Origin of the sequence: Klebsiella variicola (assembly GCF_000828055.2) — a bacterium.
Lineage (GTDB): Bacteria > Pseudomonadota > Gammaproteobacteria > Enterobacterales > Enterobacteriaceae > Klebsiella > Klebsiella variicola.
The window spans coordinates 607,827-632,470 of sequence record NZ_CP010523.2 but is presented as its reverse complement, the minus strand read 5'-3'; the positions used below and the strand labels follow the sequence as shown (position 1 = coordinate 632,470).

General features: G+C 56.6%; 23 protein-coding genes. 18 read left to right on the top strand and 5 right to left on the bottom strand.

Going from position 1 to position 24,644, the window contains the following annotated elements; translation table 11 throughout:
* Positions 1-5 precede the first annotated feature (5 nt).
* From lsrR to SP68_RS03010, 3 genes are all read left to right on the top strand, one after another.
* A complete protein-coding gene (gene lsrR, locus SP68_RS03020; RefSeq protein WP_004174223.1) occupies positions 6-977 on the top strand; it encodes a transcriptional regulator LsrR in 972 nt (323 codons plus the stop codon).
* Between the two features lie 37 nt (positions 978-1,014).
* The gene (gene lsrK, locus SP68_RS03015; RefSeq protein ID WP_040968898.1) at positions 1,015-2,607 is read left to right on the top strand and encodes an autoinducer-2 kinase; all 1,593 of its coding nucleotides are present in this window, start codon (positions 1,015-1,017) and stop codon (positions 2,605-2,607) included.
* Positions 2,608-2,794: 187 nt separating this feature from the next.
* The gene (locus SP68_RS03010; RefSeq protein WP_040968899.1) at positions 2,795-4,816 is read left to right on the top strand and encodes an NADPH-dependent 2,4-dienoyl-CoA reductase; all 2,022 of its coding nucleotides are present in this window, start codon (positions 2,795-2,797) and stop codon (positions 4,814-4,816) included.
* A gap of 133 nt (positions 4,817-4,949) precedes the next feature.
* Here the strand turns inward: SP68_RS03010 and rlmG are convergent, their stop codons facing one another.
* The gene (gene rlmG / locus SP68_RS03005; protein ID WP_012967193.1) at positions 4,950-6,080 is read right to left on the bottom strand and encodes a 23S rRNA (guanine(1835)-N(2))-methyltransferase RlmG; all 1,131 of its coding nucleotides are present in this window, start codon (positions 6,078-6,080) and stop codon (positions 4,950-4,952) included.
* Between the two features lie 76 nt (positions 6,081-6,156).
* Positions 6,157-7,497 (bottom strand): MFS transporter, encoded by a 1,341-nt coding sequence (locus tag SP68_RS03000; RefSeq protein ID WP_008806572.1) that lies wholly within the window; start codon positions 7,495-7,497, stop codon positions 6,157-6,159.
* 108 nt (positions 7,498-7,605) lie between these two features.
* On the opposite strand from SP68_RS03000, the gene SP68_RS02995 reads away from it, so the two are divergent.
* The 6 genes from SP68_RS02995 to sstT all read left to right on the top strand — a co-directional run bounded on the left by SP68_RS02995 (position 7,606) and on the right by sstT (position 14,609).
* Positions 7,606-8,472 carry a helix-turn-helix domain-containing protein gene (locus SP68_RS02995; RefSeq protein ID WP_012540503.1) on the top strand — a complete coding sequence of 289 codons (867 nt, stop codon included), beginning with the start codon at positions 7,606-7,608 and terminating at the stop codon, positions 8,470-8,472.
* 129 nt (positions 8,473-8,601) lie between these two features.
* A complete protein-coding gene (locus SP68_RS02990) occupies positions 8,602-10,245 on the top strand; it encodes a glycoside hydrolase family 43 protein (protein WP_022066319.1) in 1,644 nt (547 codons plus the stop codon).
* 78 nt (positions 10,246-10,323) lie between these two features.
* Positions 10,324-10,824, top strand: a complete 501-nt coding sequence (locus SP68_RS02985; protein WP_012540501.1) for a M48 metallopeptidase family protein — start codon at positions 10,324-10,326, stop codon at positions 10,822-10,824.
* A gap of 73 nt (positions 10,825-10,897) precedes the next feature.
* Positions 10,898-11,887 carry a Gfo/Idh/MocA family protein gene (locus SP68_RS02980; RefSeq protein ID WP_012967191.1) on the top strand — a complete coding sequence of 330 codons (990 nt, stop codon included), beginning with the start codon at positions 10,898-10,900 and terminating at the stop codon, positions 11,885-11,887.
* 271 nt (positions 11,888-12,158) lie between these two features.
* Positions 12,159-13,130: a TerC family protein gene (locus SP68_RS02975; RefSeq protein ID WP_008806577.1), complete on the top strand. Its 972-nt coding sequence runs from the start codon at positions 12,159-12,161 to the stop codon at positions 13,128-13,130.
* Positions 13,131-13,361: 231 nt separating this feature from the next.
* Complete coding sequence (gene sstT / locus SP68_RS02970; protein ID WP_012540498.1) at positions 13,362-14,609, top strand: serine/threonine transporter SstT; 1,248 nt, start codon at positions 13,362-13,364, stop codon at positions 14,607-14,609.
* A 15-nt stretch (positions 14,610-14,624) separates the two neighbouring features.
* On the opposite strand, the gene SP68_RS02965 is transcribed toward sstT, so the two are convergent.
* From SP68_RS02965 to uxaC, 3 genes are all read right to left on the bottom strand, one after another.
* On the bottom strand, positions 14,625-15,179 hold the full coding sequence (locus tag SP68_RS02965) for a YgjV family protein (protein WP_008806579.1): 555 nt from the start codon (positions 15,177-15,179) through the stop codon (positions 14,625-14,627).
* A 129-nt stretch (positions 15,180-15,308) separates the two neighbouring features.
* A complete protein-coding gene (locus tag SP68_RS02960; RefSeq protein ID WP_008806580.1) occupies positions 15,309-16,796 on the bottom strand; it encodes a UxaA family hydrolase in 1,488 nt (495 codons plus the stop codon).
* Positions 16,797-16,814: 18 nt separating this feature from the next.
* A complete protein-coding gene (gene uxaC, locus SP68_RS02955) occupies positions 16,815-18,227 on the bottom strand; it encodes a glucuronate isomerase (RefSeq protein WP_022066321.1) in 1,413 nt (470 codons plus the stop codon).
* Positions 18,228-18,709: 482 nt separating this feature from the next.
* On the opposite strand from uxaC, the gene SP68_RS02950 reads away from it, so the two are divergent.
* The 9 genes from SP68_RS02950 (at position 18,710) to SP68_RS02910 (ending at position 24,617) form a co-directional block, all read left to right on the top strand.
* Positions 18,710-20,011, top strand: coding sequence for an MFS transporter (locus SP68_RS02950; protein WP_008806582.1), 1,302 nt, complete (start codon positions 18,710-18,712; stop codon positions 20,009-20,011).
* Positions 20,012-20,138: 127 nt separating this feature from the next.
* Positions 20,139-20,915 (top strand): transcriptional regulator ExuR, encoded by a 777-nt coding sequence (gene exuR, locus SP68_RS02945; RefSeq protein ID WP_012967188.1) that lies wholly within the window; start codon positions 20,139-20,141, stop codon positions 20,913-20,915.
* 341 nt (positions 20,916-21,256) lie between these two features.
* The gene (gene yqjA, locus SP68_RS02940) at positions 21,257-21,919 is read left to right on the top strand and encodes a DedA family general envelope maintenance protein YqjA (RefSeq protein WP_004206121.1); all 663 of its coding nucleotides are present in this window, start codon (positions 21,257-21,259) and stop codon (positions 21,917-21,919) included.
* A gap of 8 nt (positions 21,920-21,927) precedes the next feature.
* Positions 21,928-22,305, top strand: a complete 378-nt coding sequence (gene mzrA, locus SP68_RS02935; RefSeq protein ID WP_162493301.1) for an EnvZ/OmpR regulon moderator MzrA — start codon at positions 21,928-21,930, stop codon at positions 22,303-22,305.
* Between the two features lie 149 nt (positions 22,306-22,454).
* Positions 22,455-22,823 (top strand): DUF1090 domain-containing protein, encoded by a 369-nt coding sequence (locus SP68_RS02930; protein WP_008806585.1) that lies wholly within the window; start codon positions 22,455-22,457, stop codon positions 22,821-22,823.
* Between the two features lie 45 nt (positions 22,824-22,868).
* On the top strand, positions 22,869-23,174 hold the full coding sequence (locus SP68_RS02925; protein WP_008806586.1) for an ElaB/YgaM/YqjD family protein: 306 nt from the start codon (positions 22,869-22,871) through the stop codon (positions 23,172-23,174).
* A gap of 2 nt (positions 23,175-23,176) precedes the next feature.
* Entirely contained in the window at positions 23,177-23,575 is a 399-nt protein-coding gene (locus tag SP68_RS02920; protein WP_008806587.1) for a phage holin family protein, read from the top strand.
* Entirely contained in the window at positions 23,572-23,868 is a 297-nt protein-coding gene (locus SP68_RS02915; RefSeq protein WP_008806588.1) for a YqjK-like family protein, read from the top strand. The genes SP68_RS02920 and SP68_RS02915 overlap by 4 nt, the downstream gene beginning before the upstream one ends.
* 356 nt (positions 23,869-24,224) lie before the next feature.
* Positions 24,225-24,617, top strand: a complete 393-nt coding sequence (locus tag SP68_RS02910; RefSeq protein ID WP_002917920.1) for a DoxX family protein — start codon at positions 24,225-24,227, stop codon at positions 24,615-24,617.
* The last annotated feature ends 27 nt before the right edge of the window (positions 24,618-24,644 follow it).

The window sequence follows — 24,644 nt, the reverse complement described above, 5'->3', positions numbered from 1 at the left end:
AATTTATGAGCGAAAAACGCATTACGGAAGAGAACCGCTACGCCGGGCTGGCGTTAGCCGAGGAAGAGCTGGTGGCGCGGGTGGCGTGGTGCTACTACCACGACGGCCTGACGCAAAATGACATCGGCGAGCGTTTGGGGCTGCCGCGGCTGAAGATTTCTCGCCTGCTGGAGAAAGGCCGCCAGTCCGGGGTGATCCGCGTGCAGATCAACTCGCGCTATGAGGGCTGTCTGGCGCTGGAAAGTGAACTCCAGCAGCGTTTTGGCCTCAAGATTGCCCGCGTGCTGCCGGCGCTCAACACCCCGCCGATGAATACCCGGCTGGGTATCGGCGCGGCGCAGTCGCTGATGGGCATTCTGCAACCGGGGCAATTATTAGCAGTCGGTTTCGGCGAAGCCACCATGAGCTGCCTGCAGCATCTCAGCGGCTTTATCGGCTCGCAGCAGGTGCGGCTGGTGACCCTCTCCGGCGGCGTCGGCCCCTATATGACCGGCATCGGCCAGCTTGATGCCGCCTGCAGCGTCAGCATTATTCCGGCGCCGCTGCGGGTCTCTTCGGCGGAGGTCGCCGAGATCCTGCGCCGCGAGTCGAGCGTGCGCGACGTGATGCTGGCGGCGACGGCGGCGGACGCGGCGGTGGTTGGCATTGGCGCCATCGATCAGCGGCGCGACGCCACCATTTTACGCTCCGGCTATATCAGCGAGGGCGAACAGCTGATGTACGCGCGCAAAGGCGCGGTCGGCGACATTTTAGGTTATTTCCTGCAGGCCGACGGCCGGCCGGTAGAAGGACTGGAGATCCATCGGGAACTGCTCGGCGTAACCCTGGATGAGCTGGCGCAGCTGCCAACCATCGTCGGCGTCGCCGGGGGAGAACAAAAAGCGCAGGCGATTCATGCCGCTCTGATTGGCAAGCGCATTAATGGCCTGGTAACGGAAGAGACAACAGCACGCGCGGTGCTCGCACTGGCCTCCTGACGGCCTGGCGCCGCGCGACAACAGCGAGGCGCATGTCATGAGTTACCTGTTAGCGTTAGATGCCGGGACCGGCAGCATTCGGGCGGTCATTTTCGATCTTAATGGCCGCCAGCTGGCGGTAGGCCAGGCCGAATGGAAACACCTGAGCGTCGATAACGTCCCCGGCTCGATGGAGTTCGACCTTACCACCAACTGGCAGCTGGCCTGCCAGTGCATTCGCCAGGCGCTCGATGCCGCCCGGCTCTCTGCCGCCGACATTCAATCCGTCGCCTGCTGTTCGATGCGCGAAGGGATCGTCCTCTATGACCGCAACGGCGAGGCCATCTGGGCCTGCGCCAACGTCGATGCCCGCGCCAGCCGCGAAGTGGCGGAGCTTAAGGAGATCCACGACTATCGTTTTGAATCCGAGGTATACGAGGTCTCGGGACAAACCCTGGCGCTTAGCGCCATGCCGCGCCTGCTGTGGCTGGCGCACCACCGCCCCGATATTTACCGCAAAGCGGCAACCATCACCATGATCAGCGACTGGCTGGCGGCGAAGCTTTCCGGCGAGCTGGCGGTCGACCCGTCAAACGCCGGCACCACCGGCATGCTCGACCTGTTCAGCCGCGACTGGCGTCCGGCGTTGCTGGATATGGCCGGGCTGCGCGCCGATATGCTGTCGCCGGTCAAAGAGACCGGTACCCTGCTGGGCGCCGTCACCGAAGCGGCGTCGCATGAGAGCGGCCTGCGCGCCGGGACGCCGGTAGTGATGGGCGGCGGCGACGTCCAGCTCGGCTGCTTGGGCCTTGGGGTGGTGCGCGCCGGGCAAACTGCGGTACTCGGCGGCACTTTCTGGCAGCAGGTGGTCAACCTGCCGCAGGTGCGTACCGATCCGCAGATGAATATTCGTGTTAATCCTCATGTCATTCCCGGCATGGCGCAGGCGGAATCGATCAGCTTCTTTACTGGCCTGACCATGCGCTGGTTTCGCGACGCCTTCTGCGCTGAAGAAAAACTGATTGCCGAGCGGCTCGGCGTTGATGCCTATTCGCTGCTGGAGGAGATGGCCAGCCGCGTGCCCGCCGGTTCCCACGGCGTGATGCCTATTTTTTCCGACGCCATGCACTTTAAGCAGTGGTACCACGCCGCACCGTCGTTTATTAACCTCTCCATCGATCCGGAAAAATGCAATAAAGCGACCCTGTTCCGCGCGCTGGAGGAGAACGCGGCAATTGTCTCCGCCTGCAACCTGGCGCAGATTTCGCAGTTCTCCGGGGTGACATTCGAGAGCCTGGTGTTTGCCGGCGGCGGCTCTAAAGGCGCGCTGTGGAGCCAAATCCTCAGCGACGTCACCGGCCTGCCGGTGCGGGTGCCGGTGGTCCGCGAAGCCACCGCTCTGGGCTGCGCCATCGCCGCCGGAACCGGCGCCGGACTGTATGGCGATATGGCCAGTACAGGAGAAGGGTTAGTGAGCTGGCACCGCGAGTTCACCCCAAATCCGCAGCATCGCGAGCTGTATCAGGAGATGATGAGCAAGTGGCAGACGGTGTACGCCGATCAGCTTGGCCTTGTCGATAGCGGGCTGACAACATCGATGTGGCAGGCACCGGGCCTGGAGCGCCGCCAGCGCGTAGCGTCTTCCCCGTAACCCTAACCACCGGTACCGATCCGCCTTTCCCCCTCTCCCTCTGGGAGAGGGCCGGGGTGAGGGACAACGATTTCCGTTCTTTGAATCCCATCACAATCACCGCACTCCCCTTTTCCCTTTTTCTCCGCGACGGCTAAATTAGTAACTCATCCGACCACATAACAATAATTTTACATTGGAAGCCACTATGAGCCGCTATCCGTCGCTTTTCGCCCCGCTTGAGCTGGGCTTCACAACGCTCAAAAACCGCGTGTTGATGGGCTCAATGCACACCGGGCTGGAAGAGCTGCCGGACGGCGCGCAGCGGCTGGCGGCCTTTTACGCCGAACGCGCCCGTCACGGCGTGGCGCTGATCGTCACCGGCGGCATCGCTCCGGCGCCCTCTGGCGTCACCATGGCCGGCGGCGCGGTACTCAACGATGCCAGCCATCTGGCGCACCATCGTCATATTACCGACGCGGTACATCAGGAAGGCGGCAAAATCGCCCTGCAGATCCTGCACACCGGGCGCTACAGCTACCAGCCCGCGCTAGTGGCCCCTTCGGCGCTACAGGCGCCGATTAACCGTTTTACACCCCATGAACTGAGCCACGATGAGATCCTGACGCTGATCGATGATTTTGCCCACTGCGCCCAGCTGGCGCGTGAAGCGGGATATGACGGCGTCGAAGTGATGGGCTCTGAGGGCTATCTGATTAACGAATTTCTCGCCGCGCGCACCAACCAGCGCGACGACCAATGGGGCGGCGATTATGCCAGGCGCATGCGTTTCGCCGTAGAGGTGGTTAAGGCGGTACGCCAGCGCGCCGGCCACGATTTCATTATCATCTACCGCCTATCGATGCTCGATCTGGTCAACGACGGCAGCACGCTGGCGGAAGTCACCGAACTGGCCAAAGCGATTGAAGCGGCGGGGGCGACAATTATCAACACCGGGATTGGCTGGCACGAAGCGCGCATTCCGACCATCGCCACGCCGGTACCGCGCGGAGCTTTCAGTTGGGTCACCCGCAAGCTGAAAGGCGCGGTGTCGATCCCGTTGATCACCACCAACCGCATCAACGATCCGCAGGTCGCGGAGGATATTCTCGCCCGCGGCGATGCCGATATGGTATCGATGGCCCGCCCGTTTCTCGCCGACGCCGAATTTATGTCGAAAGCGCAGCGCGATCGCGCCAGGGAGATCAATACCTGCATCGGTTGCAACCAGGCGTGTCTCGATCGGATCTTCGCCGGCAAAGTCACCTCTTGTCTGGTCAACCCGCGCGCCTGTCATGAAACCCTGATGCCGGTCCTGCCTGCCAACGCGCCTAAACGGCTGGCGGTGGTCGGCGCCGGGCCGGCCGGTCTGGCCTTCTCCGTTAACGCCGCCGCCCGCGGTCATCATGTCACGTTGTTCGATGCGCTCCCGGAGATCGGCGGCCAGTTTAATATCGCCAAACAGATCCCCGGCAAAGAGGAGTTTCACGAGACGTTGCGTTACTACCGCACCATGCTCGATCTTCATGGTGTCGATCTACGCCTGAACACCCGCGTCACGACAGACGATCTGCTGGCGTTCGATGAGACGATCCTCGCCACCGGTATCGCCCCGCGCCTGCCGGCGATCGACGGGATCGATCATCCCAAAGTGCTGAGCTACCTTAATGTCTTGCGTGATAAAGCGCCGGTTGGCGCGAAGGTGGCGATTATCGGCTGCGGCGGCATCGGCTTCGACACCGCGATGTATTTAAGCCAGTCGGGCGTGGCCACCAGCCAGGATATCGGCGAGTTCTGCCGCGAATGGGGTATCGATACCAGCCTGCAAACGGCGGGAGGGCTGCATCCTGAAGGCCCGCAACTGAGTAAAAGCCCGCGACAGATTGTGATGCTGCAGCGCAAAGCCAGCAAACCGGGCGAAGGGCTCGGCAAAACCACCGGCTGGATCCACCGCGCGACGCTGCTGGCGCGCGGCGTGAAAATGATCCCGGCGGTCAGCTATGAAAAGATCGATGATGAAGGGTTACATGTCACTATCGGCGGCGAGCGCCAGCTGTTGGCGGTCGATCAGGTGGTGATCTGCGCCGGTCAGGAACCGCGCCGCGAGCTGGCGGATCCGCTGCGCGCGGCGGGGAAAACGGTGCATCTCATCGGCGGTTGCGACGTGGCGGCGGAGCTGGATGCGCGTCGGGCGATTGCCCAGGGCACAAAACTGGCGCTGGCGATTTAGCCGTGTCCCGGGGGCGGCGCGATGCGCCTTCCCCGGGCTACCACGATAATCCCGGACGGTAGCCCGGCTAAGGCGACAGTCGGTAGCCCGGCTAAGGCGACAGCCGCAAGCCGGGGGGAAACAACAAAAGGAATCAGCGCTGCTTACGCACCTTCGTTGCTTTCAAAATGACAAACTTATTGTTCGTCGCAATCGTCGTGCAATTACCAAAAGCGCGCTTCAGCTTACGGAAGTAATCGAGGTGGCGGTTGCCGACGACGTACAGCTCGCCGCCATATTTCAGGCTGCGGCGGGCATCGTTAAACATCTGCCAGGCAATATGGTCGGTAATCGCGTGCTGCTGATGGAACGGCGGATTACACAGGATCGCCGTAAAGCGATCCGGCTCAATGCCGGAGAGCGAGTTATTGACCATAAATTCACAACGTGCGATATCGTCCGGCAGGTTGCGCTCGACGTTCAACCGGCTGGAAGCCACCGCCATGTGCGACTCATCGGTGAACATCACGCTGGCGTTTGGGTTTTGCGCCAGCGCCTGCAGGCCAATCACCCCATTGCCGCAGCCGAGATCGGCGATCTCGCCTTCTAGATCAGACGGTAAATGCTGCAGGAAGAAACGCGCGCCGATATCCAGTCCGCTGCGGGCAAAAACGTTGGCGTGGTTATGGATGGTCCACGGCGTGCCGTCCAGCTTCCAGCTGTAGGTTTGCGGCGCATCGGCAAGCTTGGGGGCGGTGAAAACGCAGTGGATCAGACGCGCTTTTTTCCACGCCAGCGAGGTGGTGGTGGTGCCGAGGATTTTTTCAAACAGCGCCAGCGTCGAGTTGTGCACATCACGGGCTTTCGCCGCGGCGATAATGCGGGTTTCCGGCGTGACCACTTCGCGCAGGGCGCGCAGCTGCTGTTCCAGTAGCGCCAGCTGTTTTGGCACCTTAATCAGCACCAGCGCCGGCGCAGCCGGTAGCGGGCTCAGGCTATCCTGAAAGCGCACGCTCTCTTCATCGATACCGTTCATCCGCAGGTTGTGGCGGGTCGCCAGCTCGGAAATAAAGGAGTCGTTGATGCTGACCGGGTTGCGCGCCGCCAGCGCGCAGGCGAGCGCGCCGAAGCCGTCGTTGAAGATGAGCGTCAGGCCGTCGACGTCATTCACCTGTTGCAGCAGATATTCATCCGCCGCTTCCCATGCCTGTAGCGCTTCTTCTTCAGCGTTAGGTGGGAACCGCTCTAATGTGAATAACTCACCGTTTAACTCTGCCTGGCTCATCGCCTCTCCGCCTCCGGAATACTAAAACCCGCGAGTTTATACGCAAACTTCGCCCAGTTGAATAGAGATCGGTCGATTATCTCCCGCTTTCCTGCGCCATATGCGACAGACGTTTATCATCCAGACTGTAGCGATTCATTATCACTATCAACAGCGCCACCAGCACACCCGGGAAGAGAGTGAACAACAATTTAATCATCTGCAGCGCTGAAGCCGATTGCTGCGCGGCGCCGCCGACGTAGTCCCCCCACGCCAGCAGATAACCCACCAGCGCGCCGCCGATGGCAATCCCTAATTTGATTGCAAACAGGTTGGTTGAGAAGACAATTCCGCTGAGCTTCTTGCCGCTGCGCTTTTCTTCCGCATCAATGATATCTGAGAGCATGCTCCACTGTAGCGGTGTTGCCGCCAGCTGAATGATATTGATGATTATCACCAACGTGAAGATGGCGGCGACGTTGCCCGCCGGGACGAAATACATCGCGATTAACAGCACCGCCTCCAGCGCCATTGACAGCTTGAAGCCCTTCACTTTATCGATGTTCTTAAATATGAACGGCGACAGCATGGCTCCCACCACTCCGGAAGCCAGCGTGGTGGTCAGCAACAAGCTGCCAAGATCCGCGCGCCCCATAATGTTATTGACGTAGTAGAGCGTGGTACCGCCTTTGAACAGCACGGCGATCAGGTTCACCACGTTCAGCGTAAATAAAATGCGCCAGTCTTTGTTCGCCAGCAGGGTTTTCAGGTCATCAAGGATGCTGCTCTGATTATTGGCCGTAATGTCTGTAGAGTAGCGCTCTTTAGTCAGGCCAAAACAGATAAAGAACAGCACGATGCTCAAGGCGCCCATCACCATCATGGTGTAGAAATACCCGTTTTGCAGATTGCCTTTCCCCAGCCAGGCTACCAACGGTAGCGCAGTCAGCGACACAATCAGGCCGCCTAAGGTACTTAGCGCAAACCGCCACGACTGCAGCGATACTCGCTCGCGGGAGTCATTGGAAATATTATTAATCATCGCGCAGTACGGGACGTTAATAGCGGTATACACTAACGATAATAAAGTATAAGAAACATAAGCATAAATTAACTTACCGCTATAACCTAAATCCGGGGTATAAAACGTTAAGCAGCACAATACGCCAAACGGAATGGCAAACCATAAAATATAGGGCCGGAATTGACCATATTTAGTGCGGGTTCTATCAGCCACCGCCCCCATTAATACATCAGTCACCGCATCTAATACTCTGACGGCTAAAAACATGGTTCCCATATGCGCGGGGCTTAAACCAAATACGTCGGTATAAAACCAGGCCATGAACAGCATCACTGTTTGCCATACTAAATTACAACCGGTGTCGCCTAAGCCATAGCTGAATTTTTCTTTGATACTAATACGAGCAGTATTCATCGCGCCTCCGCAATAAGAGCACTGGTAGATTTGATAGGCATACGTTATTGCTAAGGGCAATCCGGTTATGTATAAATTATCCTGTTAAATATAAGAAGAGTGTACCCGATGAGTGACGAATCTCCCGTTTTCGAAAAGATCCCCGTTGGCGCAGGTGAACTCTTTACGCTGCGAGCAGATAACATAAATGATTTCAATGGGATAAATGTAGTTCCACATTTCCATATGATGGACGAACTGATGTGGTTCAGAGAATCAGGGGGAAGCTATTCCATTGGCGACGAAAAATTTACCATTAAAAACAACACGCTGGTATATGTCCCTGCCCTACTCATTCATGAAATGACGCTACCGCCCGCTGCCAGCCACAAGCGTTATCTTATGCAATTCGAAAAAGAGTGGCTGGAAGGATATGATCTGTCGCTACCTGCGGCCCACTGCGGCGCGGTAGTTTATCTTTCCGGCGAGGAGGCTGAGCGCCTTGAGCTGCTGCTGAGCTGGTGCAGTGAGTTCAGCGACTTCTCTGATTCGCTGTTCCGTTCCCTGATGCAAAGCGTACTACTGCATGCTTTTAATCGCCTTAAAGATTCCGTTCCTGTTACCGAACGAACCCATCATCGCTACCTGAGCGAACTTATCGAACTACTACAAGTCATTAATGCCAATGAAAATTTTGAAATGACAACAGAGGAAGCCGCCCGACGCTGTCAGTGGTCAAAATCCTGGTTTTCCCGCACCTTTAAATCCGCCTTTGGCATCAGCTTTAAGAAATTCATGCTGCTGCGCAAACTCAATATCGCTGTCAATCTGCTGACAAACACCGACCTGAAGATCAGCGATATCTCGCAAAGTGCCGGCTTCACTGACAGCGCCTACTTCTGCCTCAAGTTTAAAGAGATGATGAACGATACTCCGCAATCTTTCCGCCACAAAATCAGAAGCACCGATGCCGTAGGCAGTCGGGCGGAGAAATAAATCGTTTTTTGTGAGCAGCATCACCAGATAAGTGGACGTTTATTATATAAATAGAAACAGTCTATATATCTCCTGAGTCATCCTCCACTTAAAATTATTGCTATATTTTGAGCATTAAGGATAAATACGATGATTCAGAATCCTGTCTTTAGAGGTTTTAATCCTGACCCCTGTATATGCCGCCGCGGCGATGATTATTATGTGGCGGTATCATCATTTGAATGGTTTCCCGGACTACCGGTTTATCATTCAAGGGATCTTAAACATTGGCAATTGCTCACCCATGTGCTTACCGATGATAATAACCCAGACTTAAAAAAACTGCCTTCTGCCAAAGGTATTTGGGCCCCAAGCCTGACCTGGTGCGAAGAAGAAAAGCTGTTTTATGTCATTTATGGCGTTATGAATTCAATGAACTCCCGTTATTTTGACGTTGATAATTATCTTATTACCGCCGAGGAGATCACTGGCCCGTGGAGCGCCCCCGTTTATCTCCATTCAGCTGGATTCGATGCCTCAATTTTGCACGACCACGATGGCAGAAAATGGATCGTCTCACTGGAGTGGGAAACTCGCGAAGGCTATGAAAAACCGGGAGCGATCTGCCTGGTGGAATATTCGCCGCAGACGCACAGCGTCATCGGCTACCCGCAGCGCATCTGGCACGGCGGTACCGACCGCGGCTGCATTGAAGCGCCGCATCTGACGAGACGCGGCGACTATTACTACCTGATGGTCGCCGAAGGCGGCACCGGTTACGGGCATTCTGTCACCATGGCCCGCGCCACCGAGGTCGCTGGCCCCTATCAAGGCGATCCGCTCAATCCAATCGTCACATCCTGGCCAGAGAATTTTAACGAACGCAAAGATACAGGCCATCTCAAGCCCCACTATTTCAATCCGGAAACCTACCTGCAAAAGGCCGGGCACGGTAGCTATGTCGAGACCCCAACGGGTGAAGTCTGGCTAACCCACCTTTGCAGTCGTCCGTTTCGCCAGGAGCTACGCTGCCCGCTGGGTCGCGAAACGGCGCTCCAAAGGATGGAATGGAGCGAGGATGGCTGGCTGCGCCTGGCCGCTGGGGGTCATCTCGCACAGCATCAGGTAGAAGGATCCCGTCTGCCGCCGCACCCGTTTCCACCAAAAGCGGACCTTGATGATTTTGATGAGCCAAGGGTGGATAACGCGTTTTATGCGCCGAGGATCCATTTCCAGCGTTTTACCTGCCTGACGCGTAAAGCAGGCTATCTTGCTCTACGCGGTCAGGAGTCGCTGAGCTCGCTCAATAAAGTCAGTCTGCTGGCGAAAAAGCTGACCTCGGTATACGCCAACATCAGTACGAAGATGGATTTTAACCCGGAGATTTATCAGCACAGCGCTGGACTGGTGCTCTATTACGACAACATGAACTATCTGTTTTTACATAAAACCTGGGATGAAACCTCTGGCGCGGCGCAACTGGCTATTATCTACATGGATAACGGTGAGCGTCACGACGATCCACAGAAAATTCGCCTTGCCGAGGGAGAAATCTATCTCGCGATTGCTATTAATGGCCGAGAGGTACAGTGTTCATGGTCTGTCGACGGTGAGCACTATCACCCCATCGGAGCGGTCTACGACACATCGCATTTCTCCGATGAATACAGCCGCTACGGCGAGTTTACCGGGGCGTTTGTCGGCATGGCCTGCGTGGATAGTATGCTGCATCGCAAAGAGGCGCTGTTTGATTTCTTCTGCTACCGGGCGGATGAAGACGCGATAATCGAGTAACGATGCCTTTCTGGCATCCTGTCCGCACAGGGTGCTAGAATCCCCGGCTGTTGTCGCTTAATTACGCAAACGGGCTACATGAGCACATTACCTTATCTCCATGGCTATCCTGAATCGCTGTTGTCGCAGGTCACGGCTTTAATCGAGCAAGACCGCCTCGGCGAGGTGCTGCAAAAGCGTTATCCGCAGGGGCATGACGTTAACAGCGATAAAGCGCTGTATCAGTACACCCAGGATCTGAAGGCCCGCTTTCTGCGCGGGGCGGCGCCGATCAACAAAGTGATGTACGACAGTAAAATCCACGTGCTGAACAATGCGCTCGGCCTGCATACCGCGATTTCCCGCGTTCAGGGCGGTAAGCTGAAAGCCAAAGCGGAAATTCGCGTGGCGACGGTGTTTCGCGACGCGCCGGAGGCCTTTCTGCGGATGATCGTGGTCCATGAACTGGCGCATTTGAAAGAGAAAGATCACAACAAAGCCTTTTATCAACTGTGCTGCCATATGGAGCCACAGTACCATCAACTGGAATTCGATACCCGCCTGTGGCTGACGCACCTTTCGTTAAATCGTTCTGCGTAGTGACGCACTGGTTTTGTCATGATGGCATGATAGAGTGACGACAGGTTCCCTTTAATGGAGTTCGTCAACGTTTATGATACGTTTCGCAGTTGTTGGCACAAACTGGATCACCAAGCAGTTTGTCGATGCCGCCCATGAAACCGGCAAATATAAACTTACCGCCATCTACTCCCGCAGCCTCGAACAGGCGCAAGCCTTCGCCAATGACTATCCGGTCGAGCATCTGTTTACCTCGCTCGATGAACTGGCACAGAGCCCTGACGTTGACGCGGTCTATATTGCCAGCCCGAACTCGCTGCACTTCCCGCAGACCCGGCTGTTCCTGAGCCACAAAAAGCACGTCATTTGCGAAAAGCCGCTGGCATCGAACCTGCAGGAAGTCGAGGCGGCGATAGCGCTGGCGAAAGAAAATAACGTTGTGCTGTTTGAAGCCTTTAAAACCGCCAGTCTGCCTAACTTTCTGCTACTGAAAGAGACGCTTCCTAAAGCGGGCAAACTGCGCAAAGCCTTCATCAACTACTGTCAGTACTCCTCGCGCTATCAGCGCTACCTTGACGGCGAAAACCCCAACACCTTTAACCCGGCGTTCTCTAACGGTTCGATTATGGATATCGGCTTCTATTGCCTGGCGTCCGCTGTGGCGTTATGGGGCGAACCGCGGGCCGTTCTTGCCACCGCCAGCCTGCTGGACAGCGGCGTAGACGCCCAGGGCACCGTGGTGCTGAGCTATGGCGACTTCGACGTGACGCTGCATCACTCCAAAGTTAGCGATTCCGCGATCCCCAGTGAAATCCAGGGCGAAGACGGCACATTAGTGATCGAAAAAATCTCCGAATGCCAGAAGCTGGCGTTTGTGCCGCGCGGCGGCAAAGCCCAGGACCTGACGCAGCCCCAGCACATTAATACTATGCTGTATGAGGCGGAGACCTTTGCGCGCCTGGTGGAGACACAGGATGTCAATCACCCGGGTCTGACCGTGAGCCGTATTACGGCAAAACTGTCGAGCGAAATTCGTCGCCAGACCGGAGTGATCTTCCCGGCCGATACGCAGCCGCTGGCGTAAAAGAGTGTAAAGGCCGGACCGGCCGCCATTGACGAAAACCGCCCTGTGACATATTTTGTTACGTGCAAAGGGGAGTAACTTCCTTGCCGGTTGATCGTCATTACGATGCGTGCAATACCGCATCCGGTCGCCGGGCAATAACCAAAGCCCATCGCGATGTACTTTGGTTGTTGTAAGTGAGACCTTGCCGGAAGGCGAGGTCTATGCATAAAAGCGCAGCGGCTGCCGTCTTCCGACGTCAGCCGTTTTGTTTTTATGTAAGGAATATCAAATGAATACTGTCGGCACGCCGTTGCTATGGGGTGGATTCGCTGTCGTCGTCGCGATCATGTTGGCAATCGACCTGCTGCTTCAGGGACGACGCGGTTCGCATAGCATGACCATGAAGCAGGCCGCGGGCTGGTCAATCCTTTGGGTCACGCTTTCTCTGCTGTTCAACGCCGCCTTCTGGTGGTATCTGGTACAAACCCAGGGCCGGGCCGTCGCTGACCCGCAGGCCTTAGCCTTCCTCACCGGTTATCTGATTGAGAAAGCGCTGGCGGTCGATAACGTCTTCGTCTGGTTGATGCTGTTCAGCTATTTCGCCGTACCGCCTGCTCTGCAGCGCCGGGTACTGGTGTATGGCGTGCTGGGCGCGATTGTTCTGCGTACCATCATGATCTTCGCCGGCAGCTGGCTGATTTCCCAGTTTGACTGGCTGCTGTACGTCTTCGGCGCCTTCCTGCTGTTTACCGGCGTGAAGATGGCGCTGGCGAAAGAAGATGACTCCGGCATCGGCGATAAACCACTGGTGCGCTGGATCCGCAGCCATCTGCGAATGACGGATAAAATCGAGAGCGAGCGCTTCTTCACCCGTAAAAACGGGGTGCTGTTCGCCACGCCGCTGCTGCTGGTGCTGATCCTGGTGGAACTGAGCGATGTGATTTTCGCCGTCGACAGTATCCCGGCGATCTTCGCGGTCACCACCGATCCGTTTATCGTCCTGACCTCAAACCTGTTCGCCATTCTCGGCCTGCGCGCGATGTACTTCCTGCTGGCGGGGGTCGCCGAGCGCTTCTCGATGCTCAAATACGGTCTGTCGGTGATCCTGGTGTTTATTGGCGTGAAGATGCTGATCGTCGACTTCTACCATATCCCGGTCGCCATCTCGCTGGGCGTAGTAGGAGGCATCCTGGCCGTCACGCTGCTGATTAACGCCTGGGTCAACAAGCAACACGACAAGCAGCGCAAACTGCCTGAGTAATCTGCACAACGCGCCGTCGGCCATCGCCGACGGCAATCTCTGCTCATGTCACAGTTATGTTACTACATAGTTAAAAAATAAGATCCAGATTAAAATCACAGCATTTTACGCTTCCAGCCCGCCATTCTTTCCGTATACTCGACTATGCAAACATCTACTTACATCCTGACATAAACGTAACAAATAATACGTGGCTGGGATGGCTTGCTACATCACTGGAAGGAATGAATTATGACCACACGCACTCCCCCATCGGGGTGGATCTCACGCCTGGCGCAAGGCAGCCTGGTGAAACAAATTTTAATCGGTCTGGTGCTTGGCGTGCTGCTGGCGCTGGTCTCTAAGCCAGCGGCTATCGCTGTTGGCCTGCTGGGGACCCTGTTCGTCGGCGCGTTAAAGGCGGTGGCGCCGGTGCTGGTATTGATGCTGGTGATGGCCTCCATCGCTAACCATCAGCACGGACAAAAAACCAGTATTCGCCCCATTCTGTTTCTCTATCTGCTGGGCACCTTCAGCGCGGCGCTGACCGCGGTGTTGTTTAGTTTTGTCTTTCCGTCGACTCTGCATTTAACCACCGCCGCCGACAGCATCACGCCGCCGTCGGGGATTGTCGAAGTGCTGCGCGGCCTGCTGATGAGCATGGTATCTAACCCGATCGACGCCCTGCTGAACGCCAACTATATCGGCATTCTGGTGTGGGCGGTGGGGCTGGGCTTCGCCCTGCGTCACGGTAACGACACCACCAAAAACCTGATCAACGATGTCTCCCATGCGGTGACCTTCATCGTCAAAGTGGTGATCCGTTTTGCACCGCTGGGGATCTTCGGTCTGGTCTCTTCCACCCTGGCGACCACCGGTTTCGAGACCCTGTGGGGCTACGCCCAGCTACTGCTGGTGCTGGTCGGCTGTATGCTGCTGGTAGCGCTGGTGATTAACCCGCTGCTGGTGTTCTGGAAAATCCGCCGTAACCCCTATCCGCTGGTGCTGACCTGCCTGCGCGAAAGCGGCGTCTACGCGTTCTTCACCCGCAGCTCCGCCGCCAATATTCCGGTGAATATGGCGCTGTGTGAAAAGCTGAATCTGGATCGCGATACCTATTCGGTCTCCATTCCACTGGGGGCGACCATCAATATGGCGGGCGCGGCGATCACGATCACCGTGCTGACGCTGGCGGCGGTGCATACGCTGAATATTCCGGTGGATCTGCCGACGGCGCTGCTGCTGAGCGTGGTCGCTTCGCTGTGCGCCTGCGGCGCCTCCGGCGTGGCGGGCGGTTCGCTGCTGCTGATCCCGCTGGCCTGTAATATGTTTGGGATCCCGAACGATGTGGCGATGCAGGTGGTTGCCGTCGGCTTTATTATCGGCGTGCTGCAGGATTCCTGCGAAACGGCGCTCAACTCCTCAACCGACGCCCTGTTTACCGCCGCGGCCTGCATAGCAGAAGATGACCAGCTGGCGAAAAACGCCCTGCGCAGCTAATGCCTTTCCCCTCCGCTATCGGGCGGAGGGGCTCTCTTCCTGGACTGCGTTTTCAACCTTAAACGGATCGATACCGCGCTTTTGCATCCGGCGGAAGCGAATGATATTCAGCCCGTTGACGATCAGAAAACTGCCTTCAATCAGCGTCCCACCAATCGAACCCAACCACAGATTATGCGTGACCCAGCAGGCGGTGGAGCACCACATCACGCAGCGGACGGTCAGCCCTTTGCAACGAAACAGCGCCCAGGTGCTGGCGACGGTGCCAATGATCGGCAGCAGCTCCATGGCATGCTGCAGTTTGCCCAGGCCGAGGATCAGCGTCAGGAGGATAAAGACGGTCATCACCCACAGGCTACGGGTGCGTAAGGAAATGACCGTACGTAGCGCATTGAGCCCGGCGCTCATTCCGGCCGACCCGGCGCCCATCAGGAAAAAATGAACGCCGATAATAGCGCTATAGACCGCCAGCTGTAGCCTGAAACGGCGTTCATCGCGGTTGATAAAGGTGGTAATGCCGATAAGAAAGGCGATGACGCCGACCCCCTGGGCCAGCCAATACGCGGTCATGAAAGCTCCCTGACTGAAAAAAACAAACGGCGCTTCACTGGCTGAAACGCCGCTGTTACGAGCCCGATGGCGTTACGCTATCAGGCCGATACACGTTCTACGCCCCTGGGCGCCAATGTGAATACACCTTTACAGGGTAACACCGCTTTTAAAGATGGCCAGTTCGCGGAAGTCATTCTGTTCATTACAGGTCGGTTTACCGTTAGCGAAAGCCACAATGGCATCCACAAACTCCTCCAGCAGCTGCGGCATCGCTTTGCCATGGATCAGCTGCCCGGCATCAAAGTCGATCCAGTGCTTTTTCTTCGCCGCCAGTTCGCTGTTGGTGGCGATCTTCACCGTCGGCACAAAGCCGCCGTACGGCGTGCCGCGTCCGGTGCTAAACAACACCATATGACAGCCGGCGCCGGCCAGCGCGCTGGTGGCGACCGCGTCGTTGCCCGGCGCGCTCAGCAAATTCAGACCATGAACCTTCAGGCGCTCGCCGTAGCGCAGGACATCCACCACCTGGCTGGAACCCGCTTTCTGAGTACAGCCCAGCGACTTATCTTCCAGGGTGGTGATCCCCCCGGCTTTGTTACCCGGGGAAGGGTTTTCGTAAATAGGCTGGTCGTGTGCGATAAAGTACTGCTTAAAGTCATTGACCATGGTCACCAGCTTGTCGAAGGTCGCTTCGTCACGGCAGTGACTCATCAGCAGCTGTTCAGCACCGAACATCTCCGGCACTTCGGTCAGCACGGTGGTGCCGCCGTTGGCGATCACATAGTCTGAGAAGCGGCCCAGCATCGGGTTAGCGGTAATGCCCGACAGGCCGTCCGATCCCCCGCACTCGAGACCAAACTTCAGCTCGCTCAATTTACCCGGCTGGCGTTTATCCTGACGCATCACTTCATACAGCTGATGCAGATGCGCAACCCCCGCTTCCACTTCATCGTCCTGGTGCTGGCAAACCATAAAGTGCACACGCTGCGGGTCAAACTCGCCCAGCGTTTCGCGAAAGGCATCCACCTGGTTGTTTTCACAGCCAAGGCCAACCACCAGTACCGCCCCGGCGTTCGGGTGACGAACCATATTTTGCAGCATGGTGCGAGTGTTGATGTGGTCATCCCCAAGCTGCGAGCAGCCATAGGTGTGGCTGAAGAGATGCACCCCATCGATATCCTCAGCGCCATACGTCTCTTTCAGGAAACGGTTCTGCATTTGTCTGGCCATCGCGTTGACGCAGCCGACGGTCGGCAGGATCCACAGCTCATTGCGCACGCCGACGTCACCGTTGGCGCGACGATAAATCTGCACTTCGCGATCCGCAGGCTGTGGCGGTTGGGCAACCCGGTCCGGTTGATAGCGATACGCGTCAAGGTCGCTGAGATTGGTGCGCGTATTGTGCGCATGAACATGCTCGCCCGGCGCGATATCCGCCAGCGCATGGCCAATCGGCAACCCGTACTTAACGACGTTTTCCCCTTTCGCGATAGCGCGCAGTGCAAACTTGTGGCCGCGAACGATATCCTGGCCGAGGGTGACCGAATCCTTATCAATCGTCACCACACTACCGGCAGCGATATCCGCCAGCGCGACCGCGACGTTATCCTGCGAATGGATTTTAATGTATTGCATATCAACCGACCTCTGGCCTTAGTTCAGTTCAATGGCGAAATAGTCACGCGCATTGTTAAAGCAAATGTTTTTCACCATCTCGCCCAGCAGCGCGATATCCGCAGGCGCTTCGCCGGCAGCCACCCAGCGGCCGATCATCTGGCACAGAATGCGGCGGAAGTATTCGTGGCGCGTGTAGGAGAGGAAGCTGCGGCTGTCGGTCAGCATCCCGACGAAGCGGCTCAGCAGGCCGAGCTGCGCCAGCTGGGTCATCTGCCGCTCCATGCCGTCTTTCTGATCGTTGAACCACCAGCCGGAGCCGAACTGCATCTTGCCTGGCATGCCTTCACCCTGGAAGTTACCGATCATGGTGCCCAGCACTTCGTTATCGCGCGGGTTCAGGCAGTAGAGAATGGTTTTCGGCAGCAGGTTTTCTTCGTTCTGCTTGCTCAGCAGCTTAGACAGCTCTTCCGCCATCGGGCGATCGTTGATCGAATCGAAGCCCACATCCGGGCCTAACAGTTTGAACTGACGCAGGTTGTTGTTACGCAGCGCACCGATATGGTACTGCTGTACCCAACCGCGACGGGCATATTCTGCGCCGAGGAACACCAGCACCGCGGTTTTGAACTGCGCCACTTCGTGTTCGCTGAGGGGCTCGCCAGCCAGACGGCGCGCCAGAATGGCGTCCAGCTCGGCGTCGGTCGCTTCCGCAAACAGCACCACGTCCAGCGCGTGGTCGGAGACCTTGCAGCCGTGTGCGGCAAAGTGGTCCAGACGTTTGGTCAGAGCGCTTTGCAGGTCCGCAAAACGGCGAATATCGGTATCGGACACCTCACCCAGCCTCGCCATGTAGTCATTAAAGGTCGCCTGTTCAATGTTGAATGCTTTATCCGGGCGCCAGCTCGGCAGCACTTTGATATCAAAGGAGGTATCTTTGGCGACAACCGCATGGTGCTCGAGAGAATCAATCGGATCGTCGGTGGTACCGACCATCTTCACATTCATCTGCTTCATGATCCCGCGGGCGGAGAAGGCGTCCTGAGCCAGTAAATCATTGCACTGGTCCCAGATCTCATCGGCGGTGGATGGAGACAACAGCTTACCTGTAATACCAAAAGGGCGACGCAGCTCTAAATGGGTCCAGTGGTATAACGGGTTGCCAATAGTGTGCGGCACCGTTGCCGCCCAGGCGTCAAATTTCTCGCGATCGGACGCATCACCGGTACACAGACGCTCCGGTACGCCGTTAGTGCGCATTGCGCGCCATTTGTAGTGATCGCCTTTCAGCCAGATGTCATACAGATTTTTGAAGCGATAGTTTTCGGCAACCTGCTGCGGCGGAAGGTGGCAATGGTAGTCGAAAATCGGCTGATCTTTGGCGTAATCGTGGTACAGACGGCGAGCAAATTCGGTATCGAGTAGAAAATCTTCAGTCATAAACGGTGTCATTCGCGTGTCCTCTTCGCTCCGTAGCGGGAGCCTTTCAGATGATTGACTACAATGCTGACAAAGTTATCACACCAATTTCTACAGACCGAGCTGTTTTTCGTGAGTTAGATCAATAAACGTCGATAAAAAAACGACCGTCTCATTGGAAAATACCCCGGCAGGGCGCGCCATCTCTGGCTTTCCCGGTAAGGGCTAAAGACCACACTAACTTTCCCACTTTTGTGACAGCACTCAACTTTTAAAGTTGTATGACAAGTTATCTTTCTGCCGTCGCAACATATAAACCGACGGAATGCATTACCGGTGTTTATGGCATCGGCTTATACGGAATGGACACCGACTTTCAACATAACAACTGATGGTAAGGTTCGGGCCAGAGGGGGATCCCCCCTCCTGAACCCTCCGTTTCGCTTTCCCGACCGCGTATTGCCGTCAGGAAAGGCCGCACCTGATGCGGAAAGATAACAGACGATGAGGTTTACATGCGTAAAATTAAAGGGTTACGTTGGTACATGATTGCGCTGGTGACGCTAGGCACCGTGCTGGGCTACCTGACCCGTAACACCGTGGCGGCGGCCGCGCCGACGCTGATGGAAGAGTTACACATCTCGACTCAACAGTACTCCTATATCATTGCAGCCTATTCCGCTGCCTACACCGTCATGCAGCCTGTCGCGGGTTACGTACTTGATATTCTCGGGACCAAAATCGGCTATGCCTTCTTTGCTATCGCCTGGGCGATATTCTGCGGCTCAACCGCGCTGGCAGGCAGCTGGGGCGGCCTGGCGCTGGCTCGCGGCGCAGTCGGCGCAGCGGAAGCCGCGATGATCCCTGCCGGGCTGAAAGCCAGTTCTGAATGGTTCCCGGCAAAAGAGCGCTCTATCGCGGTGGGCTACTTCAACGTCGGTTCCTCTATTGGCGCCATGATCGCGCCGCCGTTGGTGGTGTGGGCGATTGTCATGCACAGCTGGCAGATGGCGTTCATCATCTCCGGGGTATTGAGCTTCGCCTGGGCCATCGCCTGGCTTATCTTCTACAAACACCCGCGCGACCAGAAAAAATTATCTGACGAAGAACGCGACTACATCATTGGCGGTCAGGAGTCTCAGCATCAGACCAATAACGCGAAGAAAATGTCGCCGTGGCAGATCCTGCGCAACCGTCAGTTCTGGGGTATCGCCCTGCCGCGCTTCCTCGCCGAGCCGGCCTGGGGGACCTTTAACGCCTGGATCCCGCTGTTCATGTTTAAGGTTTACGGCTTTAACCTGAAAGAGATCGCGATGTTCGCCTGGATGCCGATGCTGTTCGCCGACCTCGGCTGCATCGTGGGCGGTTACCTGCCGCCGCTGTTCCAGCGCTGGTTTGGCGTCAACCTGATCGTGTCGCGTAAAATGGTGGTCACCATGGGCGCCCTGCTGATGATTGGCCCGGGGATGATCGGCCTGTTCACCAGCCCGTACGTGGCGATTGCCCTGCTGTGCATCGGCGGGTTCGCTCACCAGGCGCTGTCCGGGGCGCTGATCACCCTCTCTTCCGACGTCTTTGGCCGTAACGAAGTCGCTACCGCCAACGGTCTGACCGGGATGGCCGCCTGGCTGGCGAGCACCATGTTCGCCCTGGTTGTCGGCGCGCTGGCAGACACCATCGGCTTCAGCCCGCTGTTTGCGGTACTGGCCGTCTTTGACCTGCTGGGCGCGTTGGTTATCTGGACGGTGCTGAAAAACAAACCGGCTGACGATGACTCGACGCCGCTTAGCAGCCGCAAACCCGCCACGCAGAGTTAGATCATGTGCTGATATGACCGCTTATCGAGCCGCCTTCTCAGGCGGCTTTTTCATGCCTGCCAGTGGTGGAAAGCGTGTAAAAGTGGTATAACAAATCGAATATTGTCGCCATCTTGCGGGAGCGAATATGGAAATCATTGAACCACGCCGTCTGTATCAGCAGCTTGCCGCTGAGCTGAAGACGCGCATCGAACAAGGTGTCTACCTTGTAGGGGATAAGCTGCCCGCCGAGCGCTTTATCGCCGATGAAAAAAACGTCAGCCGCACCGTGGTTCGTGAAGCCATTATCATGCTGGAAGTGGAAGGGTATGTCGAAGTCCGCAAAGGGTCGGGTATTCATGTCATCTCCAACCATCCCAAGTACCAGCAGGTGGCCGATGAAAGCCTTGAATTCGCCAACTATGGCCCTTTTGAACTCCTGCAGGCGCGGCAGCTAATTGAAAGCAATATTGCTGAATTCGCGGCGACTCAGGTGACCAAACAGGACATCATGAAGCTGATGGAGATTCAGGAGAAAGCGCGCAACGAGAAGTGTTTCCGCGACTCCGAGTGGGATCTCCAGTTCCACGTCCAGGTGGCGCTGGCCACGCAGAACAGTGCGCTGGCGGCGATCGTGGAAAAAATGTGGACCCAGCGCGTGCATAACCCGTACTGGAAAAAGCTGCATGAGCATATCGACCTGCGCACGGTCGATAACTGGTGCGACGATCACGATCAGATCCTGAAAGCCCTGCTGCGTAAAGATCCCAACGCCGCCAAGCTGGCGATGTGGCAGCATCTGGAAAATACCAAGCAAATGCTGTTTAACGAAACCAGCGATGACTTTGAATTTAATGCCGATCGCTACTTATTTGCCGATAATCCGGTAGTTCATCTCGATACGGCGGCCAACAGCGCGAAATAAGCGCTTATCCTGACGGCGCGCGGCCCCTGCGCGCCTGCCCCCCAGGCCGGCTGGAGTAAGTAAAACATATATAGTGTCAGCCTGTGTAAATCCTCTCGCCTCCCACCGCCGCAATCAGCAAAATCAACGAGCAACACCTTGCAATTTCTCTGACGTAAAGTCAGCTGATTTGTTACAATTAGATGCATTTTGCCGTTCTGGGGGTAAGTGTTTACTTACTTCAGTCTTATACAGGGAAGCGTTCAGAGCGCCTAAGCAGCGACCAAAATCTCATAAAAATCTTGTCGCCCAACATGCCACGCGCTCAGACGTGCCGTTAACCGATGTACCAGGAATCGTGAATGGAACTTTTAACCCAGTTATTGAATGCCTTGTGGGCTCAGGATTACGAAACGCTCGCGAATCCCTCCATGATTGGCATGCTGTATTTTGTCTTGTTTATGATTTTGTTCCTTGAGAACGGGTTACTGCCTGCCGCGTTTTTACCGGGGGATAGTCTGCTTGTGCTCGTGGGCGTGCTGATCGCCAAAGGGGCGATGGGCTTTCCGGAAACCTTGCTGCTGCTTACCGCCGCCGCCAGCCTCGGCTGCTGGCTGAGCTACATTCAGGGGCGCTGGCTGGGCAATACGCGGATCGTGCAAAACTGGCTGTCGCATCTGCCCTCTCACTATCATCAACGCGCGCATCACCTGTTTCATAAGCATGGGCTCTCCGCGCTGCTGATCGGCCGCTTTATCGCCTTCGTGCGTACGCTGTTGCCGACGATTGCCGGCCTTTCAGGCCTCAATAACGCTCGCTTTCAGTTCTTTAACTGGATGAGCGGCCTGCTGTGGGTGCTCATCCTGACCTCGCTGGGCTATCTGCTGGGCAAAACCCCGGTATTCCTCAAGTATGAAGATCAGCTGATGTCCTGCCTGATGCTCCTTCCGGTCGCGCTGCTGGTCTTCGGACTGATCGGCTCGCTGGTGGTGCTGTGGAAGAAAAAATACAGAAGCCGGGGCTAATGATGGTCATTAAACGCCCCTCCCTGCGCCAGCTGAGCTGGCTGCTGGGTGGCTCTCTTGTGCTCTGCGCGCTGTTCTGGCTCTGGCTGGCAGTGCAGCAGCAGGAGGCCACGCTGGCGATCCGTCCGGTTGGCCAGGGCGTCAGCATGCCGGACGGCTTCTCCGTCTGGCATCATCTCGACGCCAACGGTATCCGCTTTAAGAGCATTACGCCGCAAAAAGATGGCCTGCTGATTAAGTTCGACTCCACCGCCCAGGGCGCGGCGGCGAAAGAGGTTCTCGGTCGCGCTCTGCCACATGGTTATATTATTGCCCTGCTGGAGGACGATAACTCGGCCACCGCCTGGTTATCCCGTCTGCGCGACGCGCCTCACCGGCTCGGGTAAACTACCGCCGTACTGCGTTTTTTACGCAGTCTGGTGGTTTCCTGCATTTGTTACTATGCTTAAACCTGCGGGAATCAACGCATTCCCGTTCACCATCGGGAACGGGTATATCCTCCGGGTATACCCTCAGACAATGGAAGGTACTATCCATGAAACACCGCATCGCTCTGCTTCTGGCCCTGACTTCACTTAGCGCCAGCGCCATAGCAGCCTCTCCCTGCCAGGAAAAAGAGCAGGATATTCAACGAGAGATCAGCTATGCCGAAAAGCATCATAATCAAAGTCGCATTGATGGGCTAAATACCGCGCTACGTCAGGTACGGGAAAACTGCAGCGACAGTAAACTCAAAGCCGATCATCAGCAAAAAATTGCCAAACAGCGGGAAGAGATCGCTGAACGTCAGCGCGATCTGCAGGAAGCCCGGAAGAAAGGCGATGCGGACAAAATCAACAAACGCCAGCATAAACTCAATGAAGCGCAACAGGAGTTAAAAACGCTGGAGTCTCGGGACTACTAATAACAGTTAACTTTCGCAACACGGACCACGCTACAGGAGAACGACATGGCTAAAGAGAATGTGACTGACGACCTTCGTGCAGAACTGAAAACGCTGGCGGATACCCTGGAGGAAGTTCTGAATTCCTCAGCGGACAAGTCGAAAGAAGAGATTGGTAAACTGCGTAGTAAAGCAGAGAGCGCGCTAAAAGAGAGTCGTGCCCGCCTGGGTGAAACCAGCGATGCGATTTTGCGTCAAACGCGCGAGACCGCCGCGCGGGCGGATGATTATGTTCGCGAAAATCCGTGGACAGGAGTCGGGATTGGTGCCGCCGTCGGGCTGGTGCTGGGTGTCCTGCTGTCGCGTCGCTGATTATGGCGAATACTCAACACACGCAGGGGCCAGGCCAGCGCGTGTTCTCCATTGGCCAGCGTATCGTCACGCTGCTGGCCGAAATGGTGGAAACACGGCTGCGCCTGGTCGTCGTGGAGCTGGAGGAGGAGAAAGCCAACCTCTTCCAGCTGCTGATCATGACCGGACTGACGCTGCTGTTTGCCGCGTTTGGCCTCATGAGTCTGCTGGTGCTGGTTATCTGGGCCGTTGACGCCCAGTACCGCCTGCACGTCATGATCGCCACCACCGTCGTTCTGCTCCTCGCCGCCGCGATCGTGGGTATCCTTACCCTACGTAAGGCGCGCCGCTCCACGCTGCTGCGCCTGACGCGTAAAGAGCTGGAGAACGACCGTGCCCTTCTGGAGGACGATAAACCGTGAATGGCCGACAGGAGCGTGAACGGCAAAAGGCGCTGCTGCTGCGCCAGATCCAGCAGCAACGACTGGAGCTTAGCGCCTGTCGTCGCCACTGGCTGGAGGCGACAGCGCCCCTCGATCGCGGCTGGCATACGCTGCTGAGTTTACGTTCGTGGCTGATGGTTGGCAGCGGTTTGATGGCCGTCTGGTCCATACGACACCCGCACTTTTTGATGCGCTGGACCAAACGCGGTCTCGGACTGTGGAGCACCTGGCGGATGGTCCGCGGGATCCTGCGCCAGTCGTCAACACACTAGCAGCCCGGAGCGCGGGCGCTTATCCCGGCGCCCCGCTCTGCCATTTCCCCGTCCGATACAATACGCCGTTCGCGGCAGCCGGGGCCTTCGCCGCAACCCGCGGTTAGCCCCCCTCAGATCTCAATTCATTCCGCTCAGCCACCCGATATCGGGACGGGTAGTTCCCCTCGTCGCCAGAAAATTTCTCCTCACCGCACTTATTGCTCAGAAACTTTGAAGAAGATCTACAGTTTTCCTTGCTAACAATTCCCTCTCCGCCTCGTTACTATCCTCTCCATCGACAGCAACACCGTGTAACCACGCGGGATTGCGCTAAAAAACAAAACTGCCGCCCTTTGGGTTTTCTGGAGTAAGAAATGAAAAAATTAGAAGATGTTGGTGTACTGGTAGCGCGTATTCTGATGCCGATTCTGTTTATCACTGCAGGATGGGGCAAAATCACTGGTTACGCCGGAACCCAGCAGTATATGGAAGCCATGGGCGTGCCGGGAGCACTGCTGCCGTTGACCATTCTCCTTGAATTCGGCGGCGGTCTGGCGATTCTGTTCGGTTTCCTGACCCGTACCACCGCGTTGTTCACCGCAGGCTTTACGCTGCTGACCGCGTTCCTGTTCCACAGCAACTTTGCGGAAGGCGTGAACTCGCTGATGTTCATGAAAAACCTGACCATTGCTGGCGGTTATCTGCTGCTGGCCATTACCGGACCGGGCGCATTCAGCATCGACCGCGTACTGAATAAAAAGTGGTAAGCGCACTATACTGAGTAAAAATCTAAA

Excerpts from the sequence above, each read along its gene's own strand:
- lsrR (WP_004174223.1), top strand. The coding sequence starts at position 6 with ATGAGCGAAAAACGCATTACGGAAGAGAACCGCTACGCCGGGCTGGCG.
- lsrK (WP_040968898.1), top strand. The coding sequence starts at position 1,015 with ATGAGTTACCTGTTAGCGTTAGATGCCGGGACCGGCAGCATTCGGGCG.
- SP68_RS03010 (WP_040968899.1), top strand. The coding sequence starts at position 2,795 with ATGAGCCGCTATCCGTCGCTTTTCGCCCCGCTTGAGCTGGGCTTCACA.
- rlmG (WP_012967193.1), bottom strand. The coding sequence starts at position 6,080 with ATGAGCCAGGCAGAGTTAAACGGTGAGTTATTCACATTAGAGCGGTTC.
- SP68_RS03000 (WP_008806572.1), bottom strand. The coding sequence starts at position 7,497 with ATGAATACTGCTCGTATTAGTATCAAAGAAAAATTCAGCTATGGCTTA.
- SP68_RS02995 (WP_012540503.1), top strand. The coding sequence starts at position 7,606 with ATGAGTGACGAATCTCCCGTTTTCGAAAAGATCCCCGTTGGCGCAGGT.
- SP68_RS02990 (WP_022066319.1), top strand. The coding sequence starts at position 8,602 with ATGATTCAGAATCCTGTCTTTAGAGGTTTTAATCCTGACCCCTGTATA.
- SP68_RS02985 (WP_012540501.1), top strand. The coding sequence starts at position 10,324 with ATGAGCACATTACCTTATCTCCATGGCTATCCTGAATCGCTGTTGTCG.
- SP68_RS02980 (WP_012967191.1), top strand. The coding sequence starts at position 10,898 with ATGATACGTTTCGCAGTTGTTGGCACAAACTGGATCACCAAGCAGTTT.
- SP68_RS02975 (WP_008806577.1), top strand. The coding sequence starts at position 12,159 with ATGAATACTGTCGGCACGCCGTTGCTATGGGGTGGATTCGCTGTCGTC.
- sstT (WP_012540498.1), top strand. The coding sequence starts at position 13,362 with ATGACCACACGCACTCCCCCATCGGGGTGGATCTCACGCCTGGCGCAA.
- SP68_RS02965 (WP_008806579.1), bottom strand. The coding sequence starts at position 15,179 with ATGACCGCGTATTGGCTGGCCCAGGGGGTCGGCGTCATCGCCTTTCTT.
- SP68_RS02960 (WP_008806580.1), bottom strand. The coding sequence starts at position 16,796 with ATGCAATACATTAAAATCCATTCGCAGGATAACGTCGCGGTCGCGCTG.
- uxaC (WP_022066321.1), bottom strand. The coding sequence starts at position 18,227 with ATGACACCGTTTATGACTGAAGATTTTCTACTCGATACCGAATTTGCT.
- SP68_RS02950 (WP_008806582.1), top strand. The coding sequence starts at position 18,710 with ATGCGTAAAATTAAAGGGTTACGTTGGTACATGATTGCGCTGGTGACG.
- exuR (WP_012967188.1), top strand. The coding sequence starts at position 20,139 with ATGGAAATCATTGAACCACGCCGTCTGTATCAGCAGCTTGCCGCTGAG.
- yqjA (WP_004206121.1), top strand. The coding sequence starts at position 21,257 with ATGGAACTTTTAACCCAGTTATTGAATGCCTTGTGGGCTCAGGATTAC.
- SP68_RS02930 (WP_008806585.1), top strand. The coding sequence starts at position 22,455 with ATGAAACACCGCATCGCTCTGCTTCTGGCCCTGACTTCACTTAGCGCC.
- SP68_RS02925 (WP_008806586.1), top strand. The coding sequence starts at position 22,869 with ATGGCTAAAGAGAATGTGACTGACGACCTTCGTGCAGAACTGAAAACG.
- SP68_RS02920 (WP_008806587.1), top strand. The coding sequence starts at position 23,177 with ATGGCGAATACTCAACACACGCAGGGGCCAGGCCAGCGCGTGTTCTCC.
- SP68_RS02910 (WP_002917920.1), top strand. The coding sequence starts at position 24,225 with ATGAAAAAATTAGAAGATGTTGGTGTACTGGTAGCGCGTATTCTGATG.